A 23,563-nucleotide genomic window follows, 5' to 3' on the forward strand; every position below is an offset into this window, starting at 1 on the left:
CGCTTGGACACATGCTTCCGGAGGGACGCCGCATGGCCGGCCTCGAGACCTTTTATGACGTGATGCGGCGGCAGGGCATCACCCGCCGCTCCTTCCTGAAATACTGCTCGCTCACCGCCGCCGCCCTCGGCCTCGGCCCGGAGATGGTGCCCGAAATCGCCCACGCCATGGAGACCAAGCCCCGCCTGCCGGTGCTCTGGCTGCACGGGCTGGAATGCACCTGCTGCTCGGAGAGCTTCATCCGCTCCGCCCATCCTCTGGTGAAGGATGTGGTGCTGTCCATGATCTCGCTGGACTATGACGACACGCTCATGGCCTCGGCGGGCCATCAGGCGGAGGCCATCCTCGACGAGGTGATGACCAAGTATAAGGGCAATTATATTCTGGCCGTGGAAGGCAATCCGCCGCTCAACGAAGACGGCATGTATTGCATCATCGGCGGCAAGCCGTTCGTGGACCAGCTGAAGAAGGTGGCCAAGGACGCCAAGGCCATCATCTCCTGGGGCTCCTGCGCCTCCTATGGCTGCGTGCAGGCGGCGCGGCCGAACCCGACGCGGGCGACCCCGGTGCACGAGGTGATCTTCGACAAGCCGATCATCAAGGTGCCGGGCTGCCCGCCCATCGCCGAGGTGATGACCGGCGTCATCACCTACATGCTCACCTTCGACCGCATCCCCGAGCTCGACCGCCAGGGCCGGCCGAAGATGTTCTATTCTCAGCGCATCCACGACAAATGCTACCGCCGCCCGCATTTCGACGCCGGGCAATATGTCGAGAAGTTCGACGACGAGGGCGCGCGCAAGGGCTACTGCCTCTACAAGGTGGGCTGCAAGGGGCCGACCACCTACAACGCCTGCTCCACCGTGCGCTGGAACGACGGCGTGTCCTTCCCGATCCAGGCCGGCCACGGCTGCATCGGCTGCTCGGAGGACGGCTTCTGGGACAAGGGCTCCTGGTATGCCCGCCTCAGCGATATCAAGGGCCAGGGCTTCGGCATTGAGGCCAATGCGGACCAGATCGGCCTTGCCGCCACCGCCGCCGTGGGCGGCGCGGTCGCCGTGCACGCGGCCGTCAGCGCCCTGAAGCGCGCGCAGCACAAGGGAGACGCCCAGTGACCATCCAGACCCCCAACGGCTTCAGCCTGGACACGGCCGGGCGCCGCATCGTGGTGGATCCCGTCACCCGCATCGAAGGCCACATGCGCTGCGAGGTGAACGTCGATTCCAACAACGTTATCCGCAACGCGGTCTCCACCGGCACCATGTGGCGCGGGCTGGAGGTGATCCTGAAGGGCCGCGACCCGCGCGACGCCTGGGCCTTCGTGGAGCGCATCTGCGGCGTGTGCACCGGCTGCCACGCGCTCACCTCGGTGCGCGCGGTTGAGGATGCGCTCAACATCAAGATCCCCAACAACGCCTTCCTGATCCGCGAGATCATGGCCAAGGTGTTGCAGTGGCACGACCATGTGGTCCACTTCTACCATCTGCATGCGCTCGACTGGGTCAACCCGGTCAATGCGCTCAAAGCCGACCCCAAGGCGACCTCTGCGCTCCAGCAGGCCATCTCCAACCATTCCAAGTCCTCGCCGGGCTATTTCCGCGACGTGCAGAACCGGCTGAAGACCTTCGTCGAGAGCGGCCAGCTCGGCATCTTCAAGAACGGCTATTGGGACAATCCCGCCTACAAGCTGCCGCCCGAGGCGGACCTTCTGGCGGTGACTCACTATCTCGAAGCGCTGGATTTCCAGCGTGAGATCGTCAAGGTCCACACCATCTTCGGCGGCAAGAACCCGCATCCGAACTACATGGTGGGCGGCGTGCCCTGCGCCATCAACATGGACGGCGACATGTCGGCGGGCGCGCCGCTGAACATGGAGCGGCTGAACTTCGTCAAGCTGAAGCTCCAGGAGGCGTTCGAATTTTCGCAGAACGTCTATGTGCCGGACGTCATCGCCATCGCCAGCTACTACAAGGACTGGCTCTATGGCGGCGGGCTCTCGGCCACCAATGTGATGGACTATGGCGACTACGAAGCCATCCAGGGCCAGAAGTCCACCGACCGGCTGCCGGGCGGGGTGATCCTCGGCGGCAATTGGAACGAGGTCCATCCCATCGACCCGCGCGACCCCGAGCAGGTGCAGGAGTTCGTCACCCACTCCTGGTACACCTACGGCGCCGGCAACAATGACAAGGGCCTGCACCCCTGGGACGGCGTCACCGAGCCGAACTACCAGCTGGGACCGGCCGCCAAGGGCACCAAGACCAATATCGAGGCCGTGGACGAGGCGGCGAAATACTCCTGGATCAAGGCCCCGCGCTGGCGCGGCAATGCGGTGGAGGTGGGCCCGCTCGCCCGCTACACGCTGGCCTATGCCAAGGGTGTCGACTATGTGAAGGGCCAGGTGGACGAGGCGCTCGGCCGCTTCAACACGCTCGCCGGCACCAATCTGACCGCCAAGCAGGCGCTGCCCACCACCATCGGCCGCACCCTGGCGCGAGCGCTGGAGGCGCAGTATTGCGCCGCCATGATGCTGGACGACTTCAACCATTTGATCGCCAACATCAAGGCCGGCGACACCTCCACCGCCAACATGGAGAAGTGGGACCCCGCCACCTGGCCGAAGGAGGCCAAGGGGGTGGGCACGGTGGCGGCGCCGCGCGGCGGGCTCGGCCACTGGATCAAGATCAAGGACGGGCGGATCGAGAACTACCAGTGCGTGGTGCCCACCACCTGGAACGGGGGGCCGCGCGATCCCAAGGGCAATATCGGCGCGTTCGAGGCCTCGCTCCTCAACACGCCCATGCAGCGCCCGGACGAGCCGGTGGAGATCCTGCGCACGCTGCACTCGTTCGACCCGTGCCTCGCCTGCTCCACCCATGTTCTCGCGCCGGGCGGGGAGGAACTCGCCCGCGTCACCGTGCGATAGGGGGGCGCCATGACCGACGCGACATCGGACACGACGCTCCCTCCGGCGGCCGCCCCGCCCGCCGCCGCCGCCGCCCCGCGCGGCTGGCGGCGGCTCGCCACCGTCTATGTCTACGAGGCGCCGGTGCGCCTATGGCACTGGGTGAACGCGCTGTGCATCCTGGTGCTGTGCATCACCGGCTATCTCATCGCCTCGCCGCTGCCGACGCTGTCGGGAGAGCCGAGCGCGCATTACCAGATGGGCATCATCCGCTTCCTGCACTTCTCGGCGGCCTACATCTTCGCCATCGGCTTCGTGGGGCGCGTCCTGTGGGCGTTCGTGGGCAACACATACTCCCGCGAGCTGTTCACCCTGCCGTTCTGGCGGGCGAGCTTCTGGCGGGGGCTGATCATCGAGGTGAAGTGGTACGCCTTCCTGAAGCCCCGGCCGCTGAAGTTCATCGGCCATAATCCGCTCGCCCAATTGTTCATGTTCATCGTCATGGTGCTGGGCGGGCTGTTCATGATCGGCACCGGCTTCGCGCTCTATTCCGAGGGCGAGGGGCTGGGCAGCTGGCAGGACAAGCTGTTCGGCTGGATCATCCCGCTGCTGGGCGGCTCGATGCAGGTGCACACGCTGCATCACCTGGGCATGTGGGTGTTCATCCTGTTCGTGATCATCCACGTCTATTCGGTGATCCGCGAGGACATCATGTCCCGCCAGACCATGATCTCCGCCATGACCAGCGGCTACCGCTCGTTCCGCGACGACGAGCCGGAATAGCGGCCCTCCGTCTGCGGCATCCTGAAGGCGCGGCCCCGGCCGCGCCTTTTTCTTTGGAAGTTTCCCTTCCAATCTGCGACAAGAATGGAAGGTTGCTTTGCAAAGTTGGCGGCATGCCGCGCCAACCGCCGTTGCAGATCCATTGCCAGCGCAGGATTTGCGCCCCTGCGACGGACTGGCACGGCTCTTGAATTGGAGGAACTCGAAACGGCGGCAAAGACCGCCACCGGGAGACCCTCAGGGAGACTGGCGTCGCATGTCCGACGAACGCATCCTCGTGCTTGGCATCGGCAACATCCTGTGGGCGGACGAAGGCTTCGGCGTCCGCGTGGTGGAGGCGCTCGACCGCGCCTACGACATCCCCGACCAGGTGCGGCTGCTGGACGGCGGCACCCAGGGGCTCTACCTCCTGCCCGCGCTCGAAGAGGCGGACGTGGTCATCATCCTCGACGCGGTGGACTATGGCCTGCCGCCGGGCACGCTGCACTGCCTCGCGGATGCCGACGTGCCGGCCGTGCTCTCCGCCCGCAAGCTCAGCCTGCACCAGACCGGCTTCCAGGAAGTGCTGGCGCTGCTGCAACTGCGCGGCTGCCTGCCGCGCGCGCTGCGCCTCGTCGGCGTGCAGCCGCACACGCTGGACGATTACGGCGGCGGCCTGACCGAAGGGGTGGCGGCGCAGGTCGCCCCGGCCATGGCCGAGGTGGTCCGCCTGCTCAGCGAGGAGTTCGGCATCGCGCTTCAGCCCGCCGCGCCCCGCGCCGCCGGCCTCATGGCCCCGGCCATCGGCCGCGCCGCCTACGAGGCCGGGCGGCCGAGCGCGGATGCCGCCTGCCGGGTCGGCGATGAGCGCGTGCTCAGGCGCGGATGGGACGGCTGAGCCATGTGCATCGGCCTTCCCATGCGCATCGAGAGCCGGGCCGGCGACAGCGCCGCCTGCACCGGCCCGGACGGCTTCTCGACCGTCGATCTCGCCCTGGTGCCGGAGGCGCGGGTGGGCGACTATGTGCTGGTCTTCCTCGGCTCCGCCCGCCGCATCCTGGAGGCCACGGAAGCGCGCCAGATCGCCGAGGCGCTCAAAGCCATGGCGGCGGTGATGGCCGGCACGGCGGACGCATCCGCCCTCGACCGGGCCTTCGCCGATCTCGATCGGGAGCCGCAGCTCCCGCCCCACCTCGCCGCGGCGCTGGCCGCCGGACGCACGGAGGCCTGATGTCCCTTTCCGCCGAGGCCGCAGCGCGGCCCGCCCTTCATCCTCTGGTTGAGCGTCTGGTCAGCACGCATGGCTATGCCTATGCCGACGCGCTGGACGACCTGGCCGCCGAGCCGCGCGACCTCCTGCTGTTCCTGCCCTCGCACGGCAAGCCGCATTTGGAGACGCCGGACATCGCCGCCGTGCTGCCGGACCTGGTGAAGGCGCTGGATGGCGGCGCGGGCGGCCTGTCCGCCGCCGTCGCCGGCCCCGCCGTCGAGGCGCAGTTGCGCCAGCAGATGGCCCTGGCGCTGCCCGCCTTGGTGGTGGTGCGCGCCGGCGCGCCCATCGGCTCGCTCGCCCGCATGCGCGACTGGGATGAATATCTCGCGCGCCTCGGCGCCCTTCTCGTTCCCCCCAGCACCAGCCACTGAAGGCGCCGCCATGGCCCAGAGCCCGTTCGCCATCCAGCCGCCCGTCGGCTTCGGTCCCGGCAGCCAGTCGGGCGAGGACGAGGGTCTCGCCTATCTGCCCATGCCCTCCGGCATGCGGGTCTACGAGCCGCACCTGCTGGATGCGGAGGAGGTGGGCGGCTGCGCCGCCGCCTTGGCGCTGCTCGACGGCGTGCAGTCTGCGCTCGCCCGCTGGCGGCCGGGCGACAACGAGACCTTCTCCCTCGCCGGGCTCGATGCCGCCAATCGCGCGCTCATCGACGAGGCGCTGGGCGAGGGCGAGGTGGCGGTGCGCGTTTCCGGCGGCGGCGCGCCGCTGGAGGTGCAGGAGGCCACCTTCGCCGGCGTGTGGCGGGTGCGCGGCGCCGGCGGCGTCGATCGCATCGAGGTCGGCGCCTTTCCGCGCGGGGCGCTGCTGCGCGCCTTCCCGCCGCAGTGGGAGATGGATCTGGACGACATCGCCCGCCCGCGCCCCGGCGTGGTGAACGCCCCGCCGATCCTGGCCGAGATCGCCCACCGCATCACCGGGCGCGCGCCCGGCACCCCGGCCCATGTGATCAATTTCTCCCTGCTGCCGCACACGCCGGATGACCTCGTGCTCATCGACCAAATGCTGGGCCAGGGCGGCGTCACCATCCTCTCGCGCGGCTATGGCAACTGCCGCATCGAGGCGGCGGCGCGGCGCGACGTGTGGCGGGTGCGTTTCTACAATTCCACCGACATGCTGATCCTCGACACGCTGGAGATCACCGAGCTGCCGGAGGTGGCCAAGGCCGCGCCTGAGGACATTTCCGACAGCGCCGGGCGGCTGAAGGACGTGCTGGAGGCGCTGGCATGAGCCTCGCAGCGCGTTTCGAAGGCTCCTATCGCGGCAGCGCCGCCACGCTCGATCCGGAGACCCGGCTCGAATGCAAGATCTGCTGGCATGTCTATGATCCGGCGGAGGGCTGCGAGGTGTGGCAGGTGCCCCCCGGCACCCCCTTCACCGCATTGCCGGACCATTGGCGCTGCCCGGTGTGCGACGGCGCCCGCGACCAGTTCATGGTGCTGGACGCCGGCACGCCCGCCGCGCCGCCGCCCGAGGCCGAGCCGGCGGTCGATCCGCGCCTCATCGAGATCGTGCGGCGGGTGCCGCCGCTGCTGGAGGCGGCCTTCCGCGAGATCCATGCGGGCCAGATGCGCGGCGTGCCCATGGTCAACGAGAGCCTCAGCGTGAAGGCGCTGGGCTTCCGGGCCCATGAGGGCCGGGGGCTCGGCATGCTGATCACCCCCTGGTTCATGAACCTCGTGCTGCTGCCGGGGCCGGACGAGGATTGGTCGGGCCAGCCCACGGGAGCGAAGGAACTGGTGGACTTCCCCTCCGGCACCTATGAGTTCCTGGCGGCGCAGCGCCCGGAGGTGGGCTGCTACAAGGCCTGCTCGCTGTTCTCGCCCATGTTCGATTTCTCCTCCCAGCTCCAGGCCACGGAGACCGCCCAGGCGGCGCTGGTGGCGCTGTTCGATCCGGCGCACCGCGAGCCCGGCGTGCCCAGCGCCGAGATCCGCCGCCGCCGCGAGGCCGAACTGGCCGCCGCCGAGGCGGCCAGGGGCACGGCACAGACCGGCACGGCACAGACCGGCAAGGCGCAGGCCGGCGACGCGCCGGCCCCGCGCGCCGATGCGGACGCGGCGGCGTCGGATGCCGCCGAGGCCGCCCCGGTGCCGGTGCAGCCGGTGCCCGAGCGCTCCCGCCGCGACCTCATCTTCGGCACCGTGGGCGCGGCCCGCGCGGCGGAGGCGTCATGACCCTCGCGGCCGCCAGCCTTGCCCCCGCGCGGCACCGGGGCTTTTCCGCCCCGGCGCTGGCCGACGTGGGGCGGTGGCTGGTGGGCCGCCCGGCGGAAGACGCGGTGCGGCTTCTGCCGCGGGTGTACAACCTGTGCGCCGCCGCCCATGGCGCGGCGAGCGCGGCGGCGCTCGGCCTGCCGGACCCCGACGGCGCCGCCCCGCGCGCGGAGATGATGCGCGCTGAGACGGTGCGCGACCACGGCCTCGCTCTGTTCCACCAATGGCCGCAGATGCTCGGCCTGCCGGGCGAGCGGGAGGCTTTGGCGCTGCTCGGCCGGGCCGAGGCGGGCGCGGTGATCGCCGCGCGCGTCGGCGGCGAAGCGGACCTGCCGGGCCTGTCGCTGTCCGATCTCGATCTCTGGCTGGCGCGGGGCGCGACCCTGCCGGCCCGCCTGCTGCGGGCGGTGCGCGATCGGCTGGACCCGGCCTGGGGCTGCGTGCCGCTGGCGCCGCTGACCCTGGCCGATCTCGATATGGGCCTTGATGCCTTGCGCAGGCCCGATGCCGCCTTGCCGGCGCGCGATGCCACGGTGCTGGAGCGGGTGCGCCACGCGCCGGTTCTGGCGGCGCTGCTGGCACGGGAGGGGCCGAGCCTGTTCGTCCGCCTGCTGGCGCGGGTGGTGGATCTGCTCTTCACCGCGGCGGGGCGTGCCGGCCCCGCCGCTGGGCGCACGGAAGGCGGCGCGGGCTTCGCCGCCGCCGCGCGCGGCCTCTTGGCCCATGGCGCGCGAACCGAGGGCGGGCGCATCGCCGCTTATGCCGTGCTGCCGCCCAGCGCCTGGACGCTGGCGCCGGCCGGGCTGCTGGAGCGCATGCTTGACGCCTTGCCCGCGCGGCGCGAGACGCCGATGCTGGGGCAATGGGTGCTGGCGGCGGTCAATCCGTGCGTGCCGGTGACGCTGGCGGGGCAGGGGGGCTGAGATGCACGAGATGTCCATCTGCGAGAGCCTGCGCGTCTCCATGGAGGAGGCGGCGCGGGCGCAGGATTTCTCCCGCGTCACGCGGGTGCGCCTCGCCATCGGCGCCTTCGCCGGGGTGGAGGTGGAGGCGCTGCGCTTCGGCTTCGACGTGGTGATGCAGGGCTCGCTGGCGGAGGGCGCCGAACTGGTGGTGCTGGAGGAAGCCGGCAGCGCCTGGTGCTTCGACTGCAACGCGACCGTGCCGCTGGCCGCGCGGCTCGACCCCTGCCCGTGCTGCGGCGGCGAGCGCCTGGTGCCCAACGGCGGCACCGGCATGACCATCAAGGACCTGGAGGTGGTGTGATGTGCGTGACCTGCGGCTGCGGCCCCGATGCCGTGACCATCTCCGGCCCCCATGGCGAGGCGCATGCCCATGAGCACGGCCATTCCCATGGACACGATCACGACCATGGACATGATCATGGGCACGGCCACGATCATTCCCATGACCATGGCCACGCGCATGCGGAGGCCCATGCCCATGGCGAGGGCCATGGGCACAGCCACGCCCATAGCCATGCCGACGCGCACGGCCACGCCCACGGCGCCCATTCCCATACCCCCGCCGAGGCGCAGCCCGAGCGGTCCCATGCCCCCGGCCTCGATGCCCGCCGCATGGTGGAGATCGAGCGGAACATCCTGGCCAAGAACGACGGCTATGCGGACGTCAACCGCGCCCGCCTCGGCCGCGACGGCGTGTTCGCGCTGAACCTGCTGGCGGGCCCCGGCGCGGGCAAGACCACGCTGCTGGTGGAGACGCTGAAGGCGCTGAAGGACAAGATCCCCGCCGCCGTCATCGAGGGTGATCAGCAGACCAGCAACGACGCCGAGCGCATCCGCGCCGTGGGCGCGCCCGCGGTGCAGATCAACACCGGCAAGGGCTGCCACCTGGATGCGCACATGGTGGGCCATGCGCTCGACAAGCTGCCGCTGCCGGCGGGCGGGGTGCTGTTCATCGAGAATGTGGGCAACCTCGTCTGCCCGGCCGCCTTCGATCTCGGCGAGGACCGCCGCGTGACCCTGCTGTCGGTCACCGAGGGCGAGGACAAGCCGCTGAAATATCCCGACATCTTCGAGGGCGCCCACCTCGTGCTGCTGACCAAGGCGGACCTCGTGCCGCATCTGGACGTGGACGTGGACACCATCATCGCCAATGTCCGCCGCATCAATCCCACGGCCACTGTCCTGACCCTCTCCAGCCGCACCGGCGCCGGCATGGCCGCTTGGCTGTCCTGGCTGGAGGACGTGCGGGCCGAGAAGCTGGAAGCGCTGGCGGAGGAAGCCGCCGCCCGCGCGGCGGCCCTGCGCGGCGCGGCCCGCCGAGCGGCGGAGTAGGCCCATGACCACCCGCCCCGCCCTCCTGCTGGTGGACGACGAGCCGCGCTCCGTGGAGGTGATGGCGCGGGTGCTCGGCGAGGAATTCGAGGTCTTCACCGCGCTCGGCGCGGCGGAGGCGCGGGCGATCCTGGAGGCCGAGTGGGTGCAGGCGGTGTTCTGCGACCAGCGCATGCCGGAGGTGTCCGGCGTCGATTTCCTCACCGAGGTGCGCGAGCGCTGGCCGGAGATCGTGCGCGTGGTGGTCACCGGCTATACCGAGCCGGAGGACATGATCGGCGCCATCAACGCCGCCGGCATCTACCAATACATCACCAAGCCCTGGCATCCGGACCATCTGCTGCTGGTGGCCCGCAACGCCGCGCAATTGTTCGCGCTCCAGCGCGACCACCACCGCCTCTCGCTGGAATTGAAGCTCGCCGCCCCGGCCGCCCAGGCGCGCCTCGCGGCGGCGCGCGAGCGGGTGGCGCAGAACTTCCATTTCGACACGCTGATCCGCGCGCCGCAGAGCCCCTTGAACGAGACCTGCCGCCGCGCCGCGCAGGTGGCGGTGTTCGATGTTCCGGTGCTCATCCAGGGTGAGACCGGCACCGGCAAGGAGCTGCTGGCGCGGGCCATCCATTATTCGAGTCTGCGGTCCGACCGCCCGTTCCATGCGGTGAACTGCGGGGCGATCCCGGACGAGCTGTTGGAATCCGAATTGTTCGGGCACAAGAAGGGCGCCTTCACCGGCGCCCACATGACCCGCATCGGCCTGCTCGACCAGGCCGACGGCGGCACCATCCTGCTGGATGAGATCGGCGACGTCTCCCCGGCCTTCCAGGTCAAGCTGCTGCGCTTCCTCCAGGAGGGCGAGATCCGCCCCGTGGGCTCCAACGAGGCGAAAAGGGTGAACGTGCGCGTGCTCGCCGCCACCCATCGCGACCTGGTGCAGGAGGTCGCCGCCGGGCGCTTCCGCGAGGACCTCTATTACCGCCTCTCCGCCATGGTGCTGGCCATGCCGGCGCTGAAAGCGCGCAAGGGCGACCTGCGCGCGCTCGCCACCGCCATCCTCGACGGCCTGTGCAACCAGCACGGCAAGGCGGTGAAGGGCTTCACCGAGGAGGCGCTGGCCTGCATCGCCGCCTATGACTGGCCGGGCAACGTGCGCGAATTGCAGAATGAGGTGCTGCGCATGCTGGTGCTCGCCACCGGCCCGCAGCTCGGCGCCGACCTGCTCTCCCCGCACGTGGTGCGCGCCGCCGCCGCCGACCCGGCCCTGTCCGAGATCACGCTGCCGGACAACGGCCCGCTGAAGGACCGCATCGAGCGGATGGAAGCCTCCATCCTCTTGGAAACACTGGTGCGCTGCCGGTGGAACAAGAGCCGCGCGGCGGAGGAGCTCGGCCTCTCCCGCGTCGGCCTGCGCGCGAAGCTCGACCGCTACGGCATCGCGCCGGGCCGCACCTTCGCCCGGCATTAGGAGGAACCCATGTGTCTCGGCATTCCCGGCCGCATCGTGGCCATTTCCGACCCCGACGCCATGCTGGCGGTGGTCGATGTCTCCGGCGTCCGCCGCACCGTGGACGTGGTCTGCGTAGCGCAGGAGAGCGCGCCGCTGGAGGAGCTGATCGGCGTGTGGGTGCTGGTCCATGTGGGCTTCGCCATGAGCCGCATCGACGAAGAGGAGGCCGCCGCCACGCTGAAGGTGCTGGCCGAGATCGGCGAGATGGACGGCGAGATGGAGGCGCTGCGCACCGGCAGCCTCGACCTCCTGCCGCAGGCCAATTGAGGGAGAGGACCCATGCGCTTCGTCGATGAATTCCGCGACCCCGCCCTCGCCACCGCCCTCATCCGCGAGATCGGCGTCCTCTCCGCCCGGCTGGAGCGTGGGCGGGCCAATCCGATCGCGGTCATGGAGGTGTGCGGCGGGCACACCCACGCCATCTTCCGCTACGGGCTGGAGGGCCTGCTGCCGGACCTGATCGAGTTCGTCCACGGCCCCGGCTGCCCGGTGTGCGTGCTGCCCATGGGGCGGGTGGACGATTGCGTCGCCATCGCCGAGCGGCCGGAGGTGATCTTCGCCACCTTCGGCGATGCCATGCGCGTGCCCGGCTCGCGCAAGAGCCTGCTCCAGGCGAAAGCCGAGGGCGCCGACGTGCGCATGGTCTATTCGCCCTTGGACGCGCTGGAGCTGGCGCGGCGCAATCCCGGCCGCGAGGTGGTGTTCTTCGGCCTCGGCTTCGAGACCACCATGCCCTCCACCGCGCTCACCGTGCTGCGCGCCGCGCGCGAAGGCATCGCCAACTTCTCCGTCTTCTGCAACCACATCACCATCATCCCCACCCTGCGGGCGCTGCTGGAGCAGCCGGACTTCGGCATCGACGGCTTCATCGGGCCGGGGCACGTGTCCATGGTCATCGGCACCGCGCCCTACCGCTTCATCGCGCAGGAGTTCGGCCGGCCGCTGGTGGTGGCGGGGTTCGAGCCCATCGACCTCCTGCAATCGCTGCTGATGATCCTGCGCCAGATGGCGGCGGGAGAGGCGCGGATCGAGAACCAGTACGCCCGCGTGGTGCCCGAGCAAGGCAATCCCGCCGCGCTGAAGGCGGTGGCGCAAGTCTATGAGCCGCGCCCGACGTTCGAATGGCGCGGCCTCGGCTCCATCGCCGGCTCCGGCGTGCGGCTCACCGAGCCCTACGCCGCCTTCGACGCGGAGCGGCGCTTCGCCGTGCCGGACATCAAGGTGGCCGATCCCGCCGCCTGCCGCTGCGGCGAAGTGCTGACCGGCGCGGTGAAGCCCTGGGCCTGCCCGGTGTTCGGCACCGGCTGCACGCCGGAGATGCCGCTCGGCGCGCTGATGGTGTCCTCCGAGGGCGCCTGCGCGGCCTATTACCAATATGGCGGCGTCAGGGGAGCTGCGGCATGAACTCGCCCTTCAGCCTGTCCCGCCGCGCCCCGCGCAAGGTCACCCAGCCGTTCGTCACATTGGCCCATGGCGGCGGCGGCACCGCCATGCGCGACCTGATCGAGGACGTGTTCCTGGAGGCCTTCTCCGGTGCCGGCCATCCCGCGCCCGAGGACCAGGCGCGCTTCGACCTCGCCGCGCTGGCCGCGAAGGGCGACCGGCTCGCCTTCACCACCGACGCCTTCGTGGTGGATCCCCTGTTCTTCCCGGGCGGGGACATCGGCACGCTGGCGGTGTGCGGCACCATCAACGACCTTGCGGTGGGCGGGGCGCGGCCGGTGGCGCTGTCCTGCGCCGTCATCATCGAGGAGGGCCTGCCGGTGGAGACGCTCCGCCGGGTGGTGGCCTCCATGGCCCGCACGGCGGCGGAGGCCGGGGTGGCCATCGTCACCGGCGACACCAAGGTGGTGGCGCGCGGCGCCTGCGACAAGCTCTTCCTCACCACCACCGGCATCGGCGTGGTGCGCGCCGGGCTGGACGTGGGCATCGCCAAGGGCCGGCCGGGCGACGTGGTGCTGGTCAACGGCCTCCTGGGCGACCATGGTGCGGCCATCCTCAACGCGCGCGGTGACCTGGCGCTGGAGACGCCGATCGAGAGCGACTGCGCGCCGCTGCACGATCTGATCGACGTGCTGATCGCCGCCGCCCCCGGCGTGCGGATGATGCGCGACGCCACTCGCGGCGGGGCCGCCGCCGTGCTCAACGAGCTGGCGGAGGCGAGCGCGGTGGGCGTGCGCCTGCGCGAGCTGGACGTGCCGCTGCGCCCCGAGGTGAACGGCTTCTGCGAGATCCTCGGCCTCGACCCGCTCTATCTCGCCAACGAGGGCAAGCTGGTCGCCGTCGTCCCGCCGGAGGAGGCGCAGGCGGCGCTCGATGCCTGGCGCGCCCATCCGCTGGGTCGGGACGCCGCCGCCATCGGCCGGCTGGTGGCCGAGCGGCCGGGGCGGGTGGTGATGGAGACCCGCTTCGGCGGGGAACGCATCGTGGACATGCTGGTGGGCGACCAGCTTCCCCGCATCTGTTGACGACCGTGCATTGAAATGTCCGTTGCGATCCCGCAAAAATCATCCCCTTCCGAGGAGCTTCCTTCCATGACCCGTCTTCCTTTCCGTACTCTCGGCATTGCCGGCGCGCTGGCGCTCGCCCCCTCCCTCGCCTTCGCCCATCCCGGCCTCGACCATGCCGACGGCCTCGTCCACGGCTTCCTGCATCCCTTGACCGGCCTCGACCATGTGCTGGCCATGGTGGCGGTGGGCCTGCTGGCCTGGCAGATGGGCGGCCGGGCGGTGTGGATGCTGCCGGCGGCCTTCATGGCGCTGATGGCGGCGGGCGGCGTGCTCGGCATGGCCGGCTGGAACCTGCCCTTCGTGGAAATGGGCATCGCCCTCTCGGTCGTGTTGCTCGGCGCCGCCGTGGCCGGCGGCCTCAAGGCGCCGCTGGCGCTGGCCACCGGCGCGGTGGGCCTGTTCGCCATCTTCCACGGCCATGCCCACGGCGCCGAGATGCCGGAGACGGCGGGCGGCCTCGCCTATGGCGCCGGCTTCGTGCTGGCCACCGGCCTCCTGCACCTCACCGGCCTTGGCCTCGGCTTCGGCATCGGCGCGCTGGGCCAGCGCAGCGGCGACGTGTGGGTGCGCCGCGCCGGCGCGGCGGTGTGCGTCGCCGGCATGGGCCTCGTGCTCGGCGCCATCTGACCCGATCGGGGCGGGCGGCCTCGCCCGCCCGTCTCCGGCCCCGGGATGGGGCCGATGTTCGACATGCCGGCCGGCGCCCGCCGTTCCGTGCCCCGCTTTGGTCCGCGCGGGCGCCATGCTAGCCCTATGCGGGAAGATGGCGTCGGGGGACGCCTTCCGGTTGGTGGGGACGGGCAGATGGGGGACAGGCCGAAGGCGCGGCGCCCCGGCCGCGGGCGGGCGCCCGTGGCGCGGGGGCATCTCACGGACCCCGGTCCGGCGGTCCGCAGGCGCGTCCCGTCCCGGCGCGCGGCGCTGCTGTCCGGCCTCGCCCTCGGCGCGCTGGCCGCGGCATCGGGCGCGGCGCAGGCCCAGTCCGCCTGGGACAGCGCCATCTCCAACACCTATTGGTACGTGCCGACGGCGGAACTGCTGGCCTATGCGGCGCCGGCCTCCAGCCTGAAGACCCCCATTCCCATCGGCGACCAGACGCTGTGGGCGCTCGGCACCTCCACCAACGGCGTGTTCACCGGCACCAGCACGGCGCAGTTCCAGATCGGGCCGCTGCTCACCAGCCAGGTCTCCGCCATCCAGGGCTCGGTGCTGCCCTCCGGCCAGATCACCATGATCTTCACCCCCACCAGCGGCGGCACCACCACCGTGGGCCTCGGCGTGATGCAGGTGGTGAACGGCGTGACCTCGATGGAAATGCAGATGATCACCGGCGACAGCCTGCTGGTGACGCACTGGGCCTATATGCTGCCCTACAACCCGGCCACCTTCACCCCGCCGGCGCCGCAGACCATTCCGGTGACGCTGTCCTCCACCCAGTGGACCTGGACCGAGGGCACGCCGTGGAAGATCGTCAGCCCGGCCCTGTTCGGCGGCACGACGCCGGGCAAGATCATCATCACCAACTACACCAACGGCTATTTCTGGGGCAAAGGGCTCTCGCCCACCGGCGCCAGCTTCACCTTGCTCGGCTCCATCACGCCGGAGGGCAAGGTGCTGTTCGCCAGCACCGACGGCTCCCAGCTCGCCACGCAATATGGCGGCATCGCCGGCGATGCCTTGGCCGCGCAGATGGCGCTGGAGAGCTACAATTACGCCACCGGGGCCTTCTCCGGGCTCGGCTCCACCCTCACTTTGGTCTCGCCTTACGCGCTCACCGTGGCGGCGACCGACAATCCGAGCGCGCTCGGGGCGGCCCGCAGCCTCTATGCGGCGGCGGGCACGGACGTCGGCTTCACCGGCGCCCTGGCGCCCGCCGTGGATGCGCTCAACGCCTTGTCCGGCCGCGCCTTGTCCGGCGCGCTCAGCCAGACGCTGCCGATCCTCGCCGGCCAGGCGGCGCAGGCCACCTACGGCGCGCAGCGTGCCTTCCAGGAGACCGTCTCCGCCCGGCTGGAGGGACTGGCGGACCCCGCGTCGGAGCGCGACGCCCGCATGGGGCCGGAGGCCGCGCGCCATGCGTGGATCACGCCCTTCGGCGTGCTGGCGGGCCAGGGCAGGGTGGACGGCTACCCCGGCACCAGCAGTTCCGGCGGCGGCGTGGCGGCGGGCATCGACTGGGCCGCCTCCGACCGGGTGACGCTCGGCCTCGCGGCGGGCTATTCCGCCAGTTCCATCTCCGACGACGCCCTCTACACCGCCAACACGCTGGACCTCAGCAGCTATCATTTCGGCGCCTATGGCCGCTTCGCCATGGCCGGCGGGACGGACCTGTTCTTCCAGCTCGACGGGGCGGTGAACGACGGCAGTTCCAGCCGCCTCATCACCTTCATGGGCAGCTCCGCCGGGGCGTCCCCCGACAGCTATACCGGGCACATCGGCATCGGCGCCCGGCAGGCGCTCTATGCGGAGGGGCCGTTCAAGCTCGCCGCCGCGCTGCGGCTCGACTACGGGCGGGTGAATGCGGACGGCTACAGCGAGACCGGCGCGGGGGCGCTGGACCTGACGGTGGGCACCCAGACCTACCGGGAACTGCGGCTTGGCGGCGAGGTGACCGCGCACTATGCCCTCACCGACCACCTGAAGCTCACCGCCTTGGCCGGGCTGGGCTACGACTTCCTCAACGATCGCCAGCAGGTGATCGCGTCCTTCGCCGGCGGCGGCGATCCCTTCGTCACCTATGGCGCCGACCTGTCACCCTGGCTCTATTCGGCCGGCATCGGGCTGGTGGGCTTCCGGCAGGATGCCTTCGAGCTGGGCCTGACCTACCGGCTGGACGCGAGCCCAACCGGCTATCTCTCGCAGATGTCCTCGATCGAGCTGAAGGTGCGGCTCTGACGGGGGCGCCGATCGGCATTCAGGCCCGGCGGCTCGTGTAACGGAGATCCGCAACAGAGCGCCTTCATCTCAGCCCCGCGCACCGCGCTCCCTCCCCCGCAAGGGGGGAGGTGCCCGAGCCCGTGCTTGCGTCCGCGCGCTTCCGCCCTCTTGGACGCCTGGTGGACGTTCCCTTCCGCCGTCCGTCTCCTGTCGTTCAAGCCGATCCGAATGCGGGCGAAACCGGGACGCGCCGACGCGGAAGCCGTGTCTCTTCCGGGAGCCGCGGGCGATTCACCCTTCGCAGGCGCGCCGTCTGCTTCCCTCCGAACGGATCGCGCTCTAAGGAAGGAGGGAAGGTTCCCCGGCGTGAGCCGCCGCGCCCGCGCGGCGCGCCGTCCGGGGGCCGGTGGGTCATAGAAGAAGGGGGACCTTTGATGTTCAACGTCCGCACGGGCCTGCTCGCCGCGCTGTCTCTTGTTCCGTCGCTCGCTTTGTCCTCGGCGGGCGCGCTGGCCGATCCGGTGAAGGTCGGCTTCGTCTCGACGCTCTCCGGTCCGCCCGCGCCGCTCGGCGTGCACATGCGCGACGGCTTCCTGCTGGCGGTGAAGGAACTGGGCGGCAAGCTCGGCGGCCAGCCCACCGAAGTCATCGTGGTGGACGACGAGCTGAAGCCCGACGTCGCCGTGTCGAAGGTCAAGGGCCTGATCGACCGCGACAAGGTGGACATCATCGCCGGCGTGGTCTTCTCCAACGTGATGATGGCGATCTCCAAGCCGGTGTTCGAGAGCGAGACCTTCCTCATCTCCGGCAATGCCGGCCCCTCGCCCTTGGCCGGCAAGGGCTGCTCGCCCTATTTCTTCGCCGCCTCCTACCAGAACGACCAGGTGCACGAGGTCATGGGCAAGTACGCCCAGGACCAGGGCTACAAGCGCGTGGTGCTGATGACGCCCAACTACCAGGCGGGCAAGGATTCCATGGCCGGCTTCAAGCGCGCCTACAAGGGCGAGGTGGTGGAGGAGATCTTCGTGCCGCTCGGCCAGCTGGATTTCTCCGCCGAGCTGGCCAAGATCCAGGCGGCCAAGCCGGACGCGGTGTTCACCTTCATGCCCGGCGGCATGGGCGTGAACCTGACCAAGCAATATGCCCAGGCCGGCCTTGCCGGGAAGCTCCCCTTCCTCTCCGCCTTCACCATCGACGAGACCACGCTGCCCGCCACCCAGGACGCGGCGCTCGGCCTGCTGTCCGGCGCGGAATGGGCGCCGAACATCGACACGCCGGAGAACAAGGCGTTCGTGGCGGCGTTCGAGAAGGAATACGGCGTGGTGCCTTCGCTCTACGCGGCCCAGGGCTATGACGCCGCCAAGATGATCGACGGCGCGCTGAAGGCCACTGGCGGCAAGGTTTCCGACAAGGAGGCGTTCCGCAAGGCGCTGGCCTCCGCGCCCTTCAAGTCGGTGCGCGGCGACTTCGCCATCGGCCGCAACGGCTTCCCGATCCAGGACTTCTACGTGGTCAAAGCGGTGAAGCGGCCGGACGGCAAGTATGAGACGCAGACCGTCTCCAAGGTCTTCACCCACATGACCGACGCCTACGCGGCCGACTGCCCGCTGAAGTGAGGGGAGGGAGGGGGCGTTCTTCTCTCCCAGCCGCGCTCCCCGGCGCACCATACCCCCTCCCCCGCGCAACCGGACTCCCTCTCCCACGCAGTGGGGGAGGGTTGGGGTGGGGGCGCCGCGCAGCGGCGGGGACGGTTCATCGCCCTCCCGCCCGCGGCCGCTGGACAGTGGCGAGACTTCCGAAGCTTCGCTTCGGCCCCCACCCTTCCCTCCCCCGCAAGCGGGAGAGGGTTTTCCCGCCCGGCGGGGGAGGGCGCCCTCTCCCCGGCGCCGCCGCGTTCCCGCCGCCCGGAAGGCCAGCCACATCCGTCATAAGCCGCACCCGCCATGAGCACCGTCCTCCTCGTCTCGCAGATCCTCAACGGGCTCCAGCTCGGCGTCATCCTGTTCCTGGTGGCGGCGGGGCTGACGCTGGTGTTCGGGGTGATGGACTTCATCAACCTCGCCCATGGCGTGCAGTACATGCTGGGCGCCTATCTGGTGGCCACCCTGGTGCGCTGGACCGGCCATTTCGCCGTGGGGCTGGCGCTGGGGCTGGCGGGGGCACTGGTGCTGGGCTTCCTCATGGAGCTGCTGGTGTTCCGCCATCTCACCCGGCGCGATCACCTGGAGCAGGTGCTCGGCACCTTCGGCGTCATATTGGTGGTGACGGAAGGCGTGCGGATGATCTTCGGCCCCGCGCCGCTGGCGCTGCCCATCCCCGCCGCGCTCTCCGGCTCGGTGACGCTGTTCGCCGGGCTCAACTACCCGCTCTGGCGGCTGGTCATCCTCGCCGTCGGGATCGCCGTGGCGCTGCTGCTGTGGGTGCTGGTCCACCGCACCCGGCTCGGCATGCGGGTGCGCGCCGGCTCCACCCATCCGCAGATGGTGGCGGCGCTGGGGGTGGACATCGACCGGCTGTTCCTGTGCGTCTTCGCCTTCGGCGCCATGCTGGCGGGGCTGGCCGGCGCCATGGCCGGGCCGCTCATCTCCATCGAGCCGGGCATGGGTGACAACGTGCTCATCATCGCCTTCGTGGTGGTGGTGATCGGCGGCATCGGCTCCATCAAGGGGGCCTTCGTCGGCGCGCTGGCGGTGGGGCTGGTGGACACGCTGGGCCGGGCCTATGCGGTGGACCTGCTGCGCCTCGTGCTCAGCAAGCCCGCCGCCGCCACCGCCGGGCCGGCGCTGTCCTCCATGCTGGTCTATCTGCTGATGGCGCTGGTGCTGGGACTCAAGCCCTCCGGCCTGTTCGGGGCGAGGAAGGCATGAGCGCCATGGCCGCCCGACTGAACAGCAAGCCGGGCCTCGCCGCGCTCGCCGTGGCGCTGGCTTTCCTCGTCGCGCTCGGCCTCGCCTATGGGCTCGGCAGCACCTATTGGATGGCGACGCTGGCGCGCATGGCGGCGCTGGCGCTCTCCGCCGTGTCGCTGTCCTTCCTGGTGGGGCAGGCGGGGCTGGTGAGCTTCGGCCACGGCGCGCCGGTGGGCATCGGCGCCTATGCGCTGCTGGTCGCCGGCGAATATGGAATGAGCGACCTGCTGGTGGTGCTGCCGCTGGCCTTCCTCGCCGCCGCCGCCTTCTCGGCGCTGACCGGGGCGATCGCGCTGCGCACGCGCGGGGTCTATTTCATCATGATCACGCTGGCCTTCGCGCAGATGGCCTATTATGTCGCCGCCAGCCTGTCGGCCTTCGGCGGCGACGACGGCATGGCGCTGGCCGCCCGCTCCACGCTGCTGGGCGCACGCGTGCTGCGCCGCGACCACGGCCTCGCGCTCCTCGCCATCCTGCTGCTGGGGCTCGCGCTGTTCCTGCTCGGGCGGCTGGCGGCCTCGAAGTTCGGCCTCGTGCTGCGGGCGGCGAAGGACAATGAGCAGAAGGTCACCGCGCTGGGCCTCTCCCCCTACGGCCACCGCCTCGCGGCGCTGGCGCTGGCGGGCGGGGCCGCCGGCCTGTCCGGCGCGCTGCTGGCCAACCAGGCGGAGTTCGTGGCGCCGGCCTACATGAACTGGCATGTCTCGGGCCTTGCCATCGTCATGGTAGCGCTGGGCGGGGCGGGGCATCTGGTGGGCGGGGTGATCGGCGCGGTGGTGGTGACGCTGCTGGACGAGGCGCTGGGCCATTATACGCAATATTGGAAGCTCGGCCTCGGCCTCGTGGTGGTGGGCGCGGCGCTGTTGCGCGCCGGCGACCTCAGGCGCCTGCTCGCGGGAGGCGCGCGTGGCTGATCCCATCCTGCGCCTGGAGCATCTCGCCAAATCCTACGGCGCGCTGAACGTGACGCAGGACGTCTGCCTGGACGTGCGCCCCGGCGAGGTGCACGCGCTCATCGGCCCGAACGGCGCGGGCAAGACCACATTGGTGGGCGAGATCGCCGGCGCGGTGCGGCCCGACGCCGGGCGCATCGTCTTCGCCGGCCGCGACGTGACGCATCTGGGCGTCGCCGCGCGGGCGCGGCTCGGGCTCGGCCGGGTGTTCCAGGTCTCGCAGGTGATCGGCGGCTTCAGCGCGCGGGAAAATGTGATGCTCGCCGCCCTGGCGCACCAGGGCGGCCCGGCGCGGGGCGGCGCGTGGCGCATGTGGCGCCCGGCGCGGGCGGATGCCGCCCTGGCGGGCGCGGCGGAGGCGGCGCTGGCGCGGGTGGGGCTCGGCGCGCGGGCAGACGTGCCGGCCGGCGCGCTGGCCCATGGCGAGCGCCGCGCGCTGGAGCTGGCCATGGCGCTGGTCCAGGCGCCGAAGCTGCTGCTGCTGGACGAGCCCATGGCCGGCACCGGCCGGGCCGAGGGCGCCCGCCTCACCGACCTGCTGCTCGGCCTGAAGGGCACCCTGCCCATGCTGCTGGTGGAGCACGACACGCGGACCGTGTTCGCGCTGGCCGACCGCATCACCGTGCTGATCGGCGGCGCGGTGGCGATCACCGGCGCGCCGGAGGCGGTGCGGGCCAATGCCGAGGTGCGCCGCGCCTATCTCGGCGAGGAGGAGGCGGTGTGAGGAGCGAGCCGCTGCTGGAACTCGACGGCATCGATGCCGGCTATGGCGGGGCGCAGGTGCTGTTCGGCCTGTCCTTCGCCGTGCGCGCCGGCGAGGTGGTCACCCTCATGGGCCGCAACGGCATGGGCAAGACCACGGCGCTGCGCACGCTGTTCGGCCTGCTGCCGGCCACCGCCGGGCGCATCCTTATCAACGGGCGCGACATGACCGGCGCGCCGCCGCACCGCATCGCCGCCGCCGGGCTCGGCTATGTGCCGGAGGGGCGGCAGATCTTCCCGCGCCTCACGGTGATGGAGAACCTTGTCGCAACCGCCCGCCCCGGCACGGGGCGGGGCTGGACGCTGGAGCGGGTGCTGGCGCTGTTCCCGCGCCTCGGTGAGCGGGCGCACAACATGGGGCCGCAGCTCTCCGGCGGCGAGCAGCAGATGCTGGCCATCGGCCGCGCGCTGATGACCAATCCGGACCTCTTGGTGCTGGACGAGGCCACCGAGGGCCTCGCCCCGGTGGTGCGCGCCGACATCTGGCGGGCGCTGGCCGCGCTGCGGGCGGAGGGCCTCGCCATCCTCGTCGTGGACAAGAATCTCGACGCCTTGCTGCGCCTCGCCGACCGCCATGTGGTGATGGAGGCCGGCCGCCTCGCCTGGAGCGGCACCACGGCGGAGCTGAAGGCCGACCCGACGCTGGCCACACGCTTCCTGGAGGTATGAGGGCGCTCGCCCTCCCGCAAGCCGGCCGCAAAAGCCCTCTCCCGCCTGCGGGGGAGGGTTGGGTGGGGGCCGCCGCAGGCGGAGAACCGTGCCGGATCAAAGGTGGATGGGGCCTCACCGCGCGTCGCGCGCCCCACCCTATCCCTCCCCCGCAAGCGGGAGAAGGGACCTGTTCCGCTTGCGGTGAGGCGCCGCGCGGGCGCCCACCCTCACGTCCCGCTCAGGCCCATTCGCCCTTGCGGAACACCGGGGTGCGGCTGCCGTCGGCACCGATGCCGTCGATGTCCACTTCGCCCGAGCCGATCATCCAGTCGATATGGATCAGGCTGGAGTTGCCGCCCTGGGCGGTGATCTGTTCGGGGGTGAGCGTGCCGCCGTCGAGGAAGCACTTGGAATAGCACTGGCCGAGCGCGATGTGGCAGGCGGCGTTCTCGTCGAACAGGGTGTTGAAGAACAACAGCCCGCTGGCCGAGATGGGCGAGGAATGCGGCACCAGGGCCACCTCGCCCAGGCGCCGCGCGCCGGCGTCGGTGTCCAGCACCTTGTTCAGCACCTGCTCACCGCGCGAGGCCTTGGCCTCGACGATGCGCCCGGCCTCGAACCGCACCCGAATGTCGTCGATCAGCGTGCCCTGGTAGGACAGCGGCTTGGTGCTGGAGGCGTGGCCCTCCACCCGCCAGGCGTGCGGCGTGGTGAACACCTCCTCGGTGGGGATGTTGGCGTTGCAGACGATGCCGTTCTTGGCGCTGGAGGCGCCGCCCTGCCACTCATGGCCGTCGGCGAGGCCGATGGTGAGGTCGGTGCCCGGGCCGGTGAAGTGCAGCGCCGAAAAGCGGTGGCCGTTCAGCCATTGGGTGCGGGCGGCGAGCGCGGCGTTGTGCGCCGTCCAGTTGGCGACGGGATCGTCATTGTCCACCCGCGAGGCGGCGAAGATGGCGTCCGCGAGCTTGGCCACGGCGAGGTCTTCGGAGAGGTCCGGGAACACCTGCCGCGCCCAGGCGGCGCCGGGGAAGGCGACGATGTTCCAGTTGATGTCGAAGCCGGCGATCTTCTCAAGCGCCGGCTTGTAGGCCAGCGAATTGGCCTTGGAGGCGCGCGAGACCTTCGCCGGGTCCTCGTTCGCCAGCAGCATGGGATTGTCGCCGACGATGGCGAGGCGCGCGGTATTGGCGGCAAACGCCTTGGCGACGCCGTCATAGAGCCAGCCGGCGGCGCGGTCGAAGCTGGCGTCGTTGGCGTAGCGATAGCGGGCGAGCGTGATCTCCTCGTCGGAGAACAGGGGCGTCACCAGCCCGGCGCCGGCCTTGTAGGCATGCTCGACGATGCGGCGCACCAGCGGCAGCGCGGCCATGGGGGCGGTGAGGAACAGGTCCTGCCCCGGCTGGAGGTTGAGGCCCACCTTCACCGCGACCTGCGCGAGGCGGTCGAGCTTCACCGGGTCGATGGCGGCGGAAATGTTGCGCTGGTGCTCGGTCATGGCGTCCATCTCGAAACGGGTCATTGCTTTCAACATAGCGCGCCCGCGCCGTTTCGGCATGCCCTTTGCGCCAGCCTGCGGCGAAGGAACGCCGGATTTATGGCCGGGGGCGGGCCGTGGGTTGTGCGCGCGAGCCGCTCCAAGCGCGCCTTACTCCCTCCCCCCTTGCGGGGGAGGGCTGGGGAGGGGGGTGAAGCGGCCAGTTCCGGATTGGCGGTGAGGGGGAAGGGCGCGTCCGCGTCAGGGACCGGCGGGGTGGGTGGCGGTCGCCATCGGCGCGCGTTTCACCCCCCTCCCTGCCCTCCCCCGCAAGGGGGGAGGTGCCCGCGCCGGTTCTGTGCCGGCGCGCTTGAGGGCGCATGTTGCCCGTCAGGCGCGACCTTGCTCCCTCTCCCGCGCAGCGGGGGAGGGCGGGGGTGGGGGCGCCGCGCAGCGGCGGGGGATTGTGCTCG

General features: G+C 70.9%; 23 protein-coding genes. 22 read left to right on the forward strand and 1 reads right to left on the reverse strand.

The annotated features are described in order from the left end of the window. Nucleotides 1–32 precede the first annotated feature (32 nt). From YU1_RS0115605 to YU1_RS0115710, 22 genes are all read left to right on the forward strand, one after another. Entirely contained in the window at nt 33–1,115 is a 1,083-nt protein-coding gene (locus YU1_RS0115605) for a hydrogenase small subunit (RefSeq protein WP_029004861.1), read from the forward strand. After that, nucleotides 1,112–2,926: a nickel-dependent hydrogenase large subunit gene (locus YU1_RS0115610; RefSeq protein ID WP_029004862.1), complete on the forward strand. Its 1,815-nt coding sequence runs from the start codon at nt 1,112–1,114 to the stop codon at nt 2,924–2,926. Before YU1_RS0115605 ends, YU1_RS0115610 begins: the two co-directional genes overlap by 4 nt. A gap of 9 nt (nt 2,927–2,935) precedes the next feature. After that, on the forward strand, nt 2,936–3,688 hold the full coding sequence (gene cybH, locus YU1_RS0115615) for a Ni/Fe-hydrogenase, b-type cytochrome subunit (RefSeq protein WP_029004863.1): 753 nt from the start codon (nt 2,936–2,938) through the stop codon (nt 3,686–3,688). 256 nt (nt 3,689–3,944) lie between these two features. Beyond that, nucleotides 3,945–4,565, forward strand: a complete 621-nt coding sequence (locus YU1_RS0115620; protein ID WP_029004864.1) for a HyaD/HybD family hydrogenase maturation endopeptidase — start codon at nt 3,945–3,947, stop codon at nt 4,563–4,565. 3 nt (nt 4,566–4,568) lie between these two features. Further along, the gene (locus tag YU1_RS0115625; protein ID WP_029004865.1) at nt 4,569–4,898 is read left to right on the forward strand and encodes a HypC/HybG/HupF family hydrogenase formation chaperone; all 330 of its coding nucleotides are present in this window, start codon (nt 4,569–4,571) and stop codon (nt 4,896–4,898) included. Beyond that, complete coding sequence (locus YU1_RS0115630; protein WP_029004866.1) at nt 4,898–5,311, forward strand: thioredoxin domain-containing protein; 414 nt, start codon at nt 4,898–4,900, stop codon at nt 5,309–5,311. The genes YU1_RS0115625 and YU1_RS0115630 overlap by 1 nt, the downstream gene beginning before the upstream one ends. Before the next feature lie 10 nt (nt 5,312–5,321). Continuing rightward, on the forward strand, nt 5,322–6,167 hold the full coding sequence (locus YU1_RS0115635; RefSeq protein ID WP_029004867.1) for a hydrogenase expression/formation protein: 846 nt from the start codon (nt 5,322–5,324) through the stop codon (nt 6,165–6,167). After that, on the forward strand, nt 6,164–7,114 hold the full coding sequence (locus YU1_RS29760; RefSeq protein WP_051356922.1) for a [NiFe]-hydrogenase assembly chaperone HybE: 951 nt from the start codon (nt 6,164–6,166) through the stop codon (nt 7,112–7,114). Before YU1_RS0115635 ends, YU1_RS29760 begins: the two co-directional genes overlap by 4 nt. Further along, the gene (locus tag YU1_RS0115645) at nt 7,111–8,076 is read left to right on the forward strand and encodes a hypothetical protein (RefSeq protein WP_029004868.1); all 966 of its coding nucleotides are present in this window, start codon (nt 7,111–7,113) and stop codon (nt 8,074–8,076) included. Before YU1_RS29760 ends, YU1_RS0115645 begins: the two co-directional genes overlap by 4 nt. A 1-nt stretch (nt 8,077) precedes the next feature. Beyond that, nucleotides 8,078–8,419, forward strand: a complete 342-nt coding sequence (gene hypA / locus YU1_RS0115650) for a hydrogenase maturation nickel metallochaperone HypA (RefSeq protein WP_029004869.1) — start codon at nt 8,078–8,080, stop codon at nt 8,417–8,419. After that, nucleotides 8,419–9,450, forward strand: a complete 1,032-nt coding sequence (hypB, locus tag YU1_RS0115655; RefSeq protein ID WP_029004870.1) for a hydrogenase nickel incorporation protein HypB — start codon at nt 8,419–8,421, stop codon at nt 9,448–9,450. Before hypA ends, hypB begins: the two co-directional genes overlap by 1 nt. Before the next feature lie 4 nt (nt 9,451–9,454). Then, nucleotides 9,455–10,912 carry a sigma-54-dependent transcriptional regulator gene (locus YU1_RS0115660; RefSeq protein ID WP_029004871.1) on the forward strand — a complete coding sequence of 486 codons (1,458 nt, stop codon included), beginning with the start codon at nt 9,455–9,457 and terminating at the stop codon, nt 10,910–10,912. A 9-nt stretch (nt 10,913–10,921) separates the two neighbouring features. Beyond that, nucleotides 10,922–11,221: a HypC/HybG/HupF family hydrogenase formation chaperone gene (locus tag YU1_RS0115665; protein WP_029004872.1), complete on the forward strand. Its 300-nt coding sequence runs from the start codon at nt 10,922–10,924 to the stop codon at nt 11,219–11,221. Nucleotides 11,222–11,233: 12 nt separating this feature from the next. After that, entirely contained in the window at nt 11,234–12,358 is a 1,125-nt protein-coding gene (gene hypD, locus YU1_RS0115670; RefSeq protein ID WP_029004873.1) for a hydrogenase formation protein HypD, read from the forward strand. Beyond that, nucleotides 12,355–13,422, forward strand: coding sequence for a hydrogenase expression/formation protein HypE (gene hypE, locus YU1_RS0115675; RefSeq protein WP_029004874.1), 1,068 nt, complete (start codon nt 12,355–12,357; stop codon nt 13,420–13,422). The genes hypD and hypE overlap by 4 nt, the downstream gene beginning before the upstream one ends. Before the next feature lie 66 nt (nt 13,423–13,488). After that, the gene (locus YU1_RS0115680) at nt 13,489–14,091 is read left to right on the forward strand and encodes a HupE/UreJ family protein (RefSeq protein WP_035715527.1); all 603 of its coding nucleotides are present in this window, start codon (nt 13,489–13,491) and stop codon (nt 14,089–14,091) included. Nucleotides 14,092–14,268: 177 nt separating this feature from the next. Continuing rightward, nucleotides 14,269–16,359: an autotransporter family protein gene (locus tag YU1_RS0115685; RefSeq protein ID WP_051356923.1), complete on the forward strand. Its 2,091-nt coding sequence runs from the start codon at nt 14,269–14,271 to the stop codon at nt 16,357–16,359. Nucleotides 16,360–16,775: 416 nt separating this feature from the next. Further along, entirely contained in the window at nt 16,776–17,957 is a 1,182-nt protein-coding gene (locus YU1_RS0115690; protein WP_029004877.1) for an ABC transporter substrate-binding protein, read from the forward strand. Between the two features lie 327 nt (nt 17,958–18,284). Further along, nucleotides 18,285–19,208 carry a branched-chain amino acid ABC transporter permease gene (locus YU1_RS0115695; RefSeq protein ID WP_029004878.1) on the forward strand — a complete coding sequence of 308 codons (924 nt, stop codon included), beginning with the start codon at nt 18,285–18,287 and terminating at the stop codon, nt 19,206–19,208. Beyond that, nucleotides 19,205–20,164, forward strand: coding sequence for a branched-chain amino acid ABC transporter permease (locus YU1_RS29765; RefSeq protein ID WP_051356924.1), 960 nt, complete (start codon nt 19,205–19,207; stop codon nt 20,162–20,164). Before YU1_RS0115695 ends, YU1_RS29765 begins: the two co-directional genes overlap by 4 nt. Then, nucleotides 20,157–20,927: an ABC transporter ATP-binding protein gene (locus tag YU1_RS0115705; protein ID WP_029004879.1), complete on the forward strand. Its 771-nt coding sequence runs from the start codon at nt 20,157–20,159 to the stop codon at nt 20,925–20,927. Before YU1_RS29765 ends, YU1_RS0115705 begins: the two co-directional genes overlap by 8 nt. A gap of 11 nt (nt 20,928–20,938) precedes the next feature. Continuing rightward, entirely contained in the window at nt 20,939–21,634 is a 696-nt protein-coding gene (locus YU1_RS0115710) for an ABC transporter ATP-binding protein (RefSeq protein WP_029004880.1), read from the forward strand. A 220-nt stretch (nt 21,635–21,854) separates the two neighbouring features. Here YU1_RS0115710 and YU1_RS0115715 read toward each other — a convergent pair whose 3' ends face one another. Next, nucleotides 21,855–23,111: an aminopeptidase gene (locus YU1_RS0115715; protein WP_029004881.1), complete on the reverse strand. Its 1,257-nt coding sequence runs from the start codon at nt 23,109–23,111 to the stop codon at nt 21,855–21,857. Nucleotides 23,112–23,563: the final 452 nt, after the last annotated feature.

The organism is Azorhizobium doebereinerae UFLA1-100 (assembly GCF_000473085.1).
GTDB lineage: Bacteria > Pseudomonadota > Alphaproteobacteria > Rhizobiales > Xanthobacteraceae > Azorhizobium > Azorhizobium doebereinerae.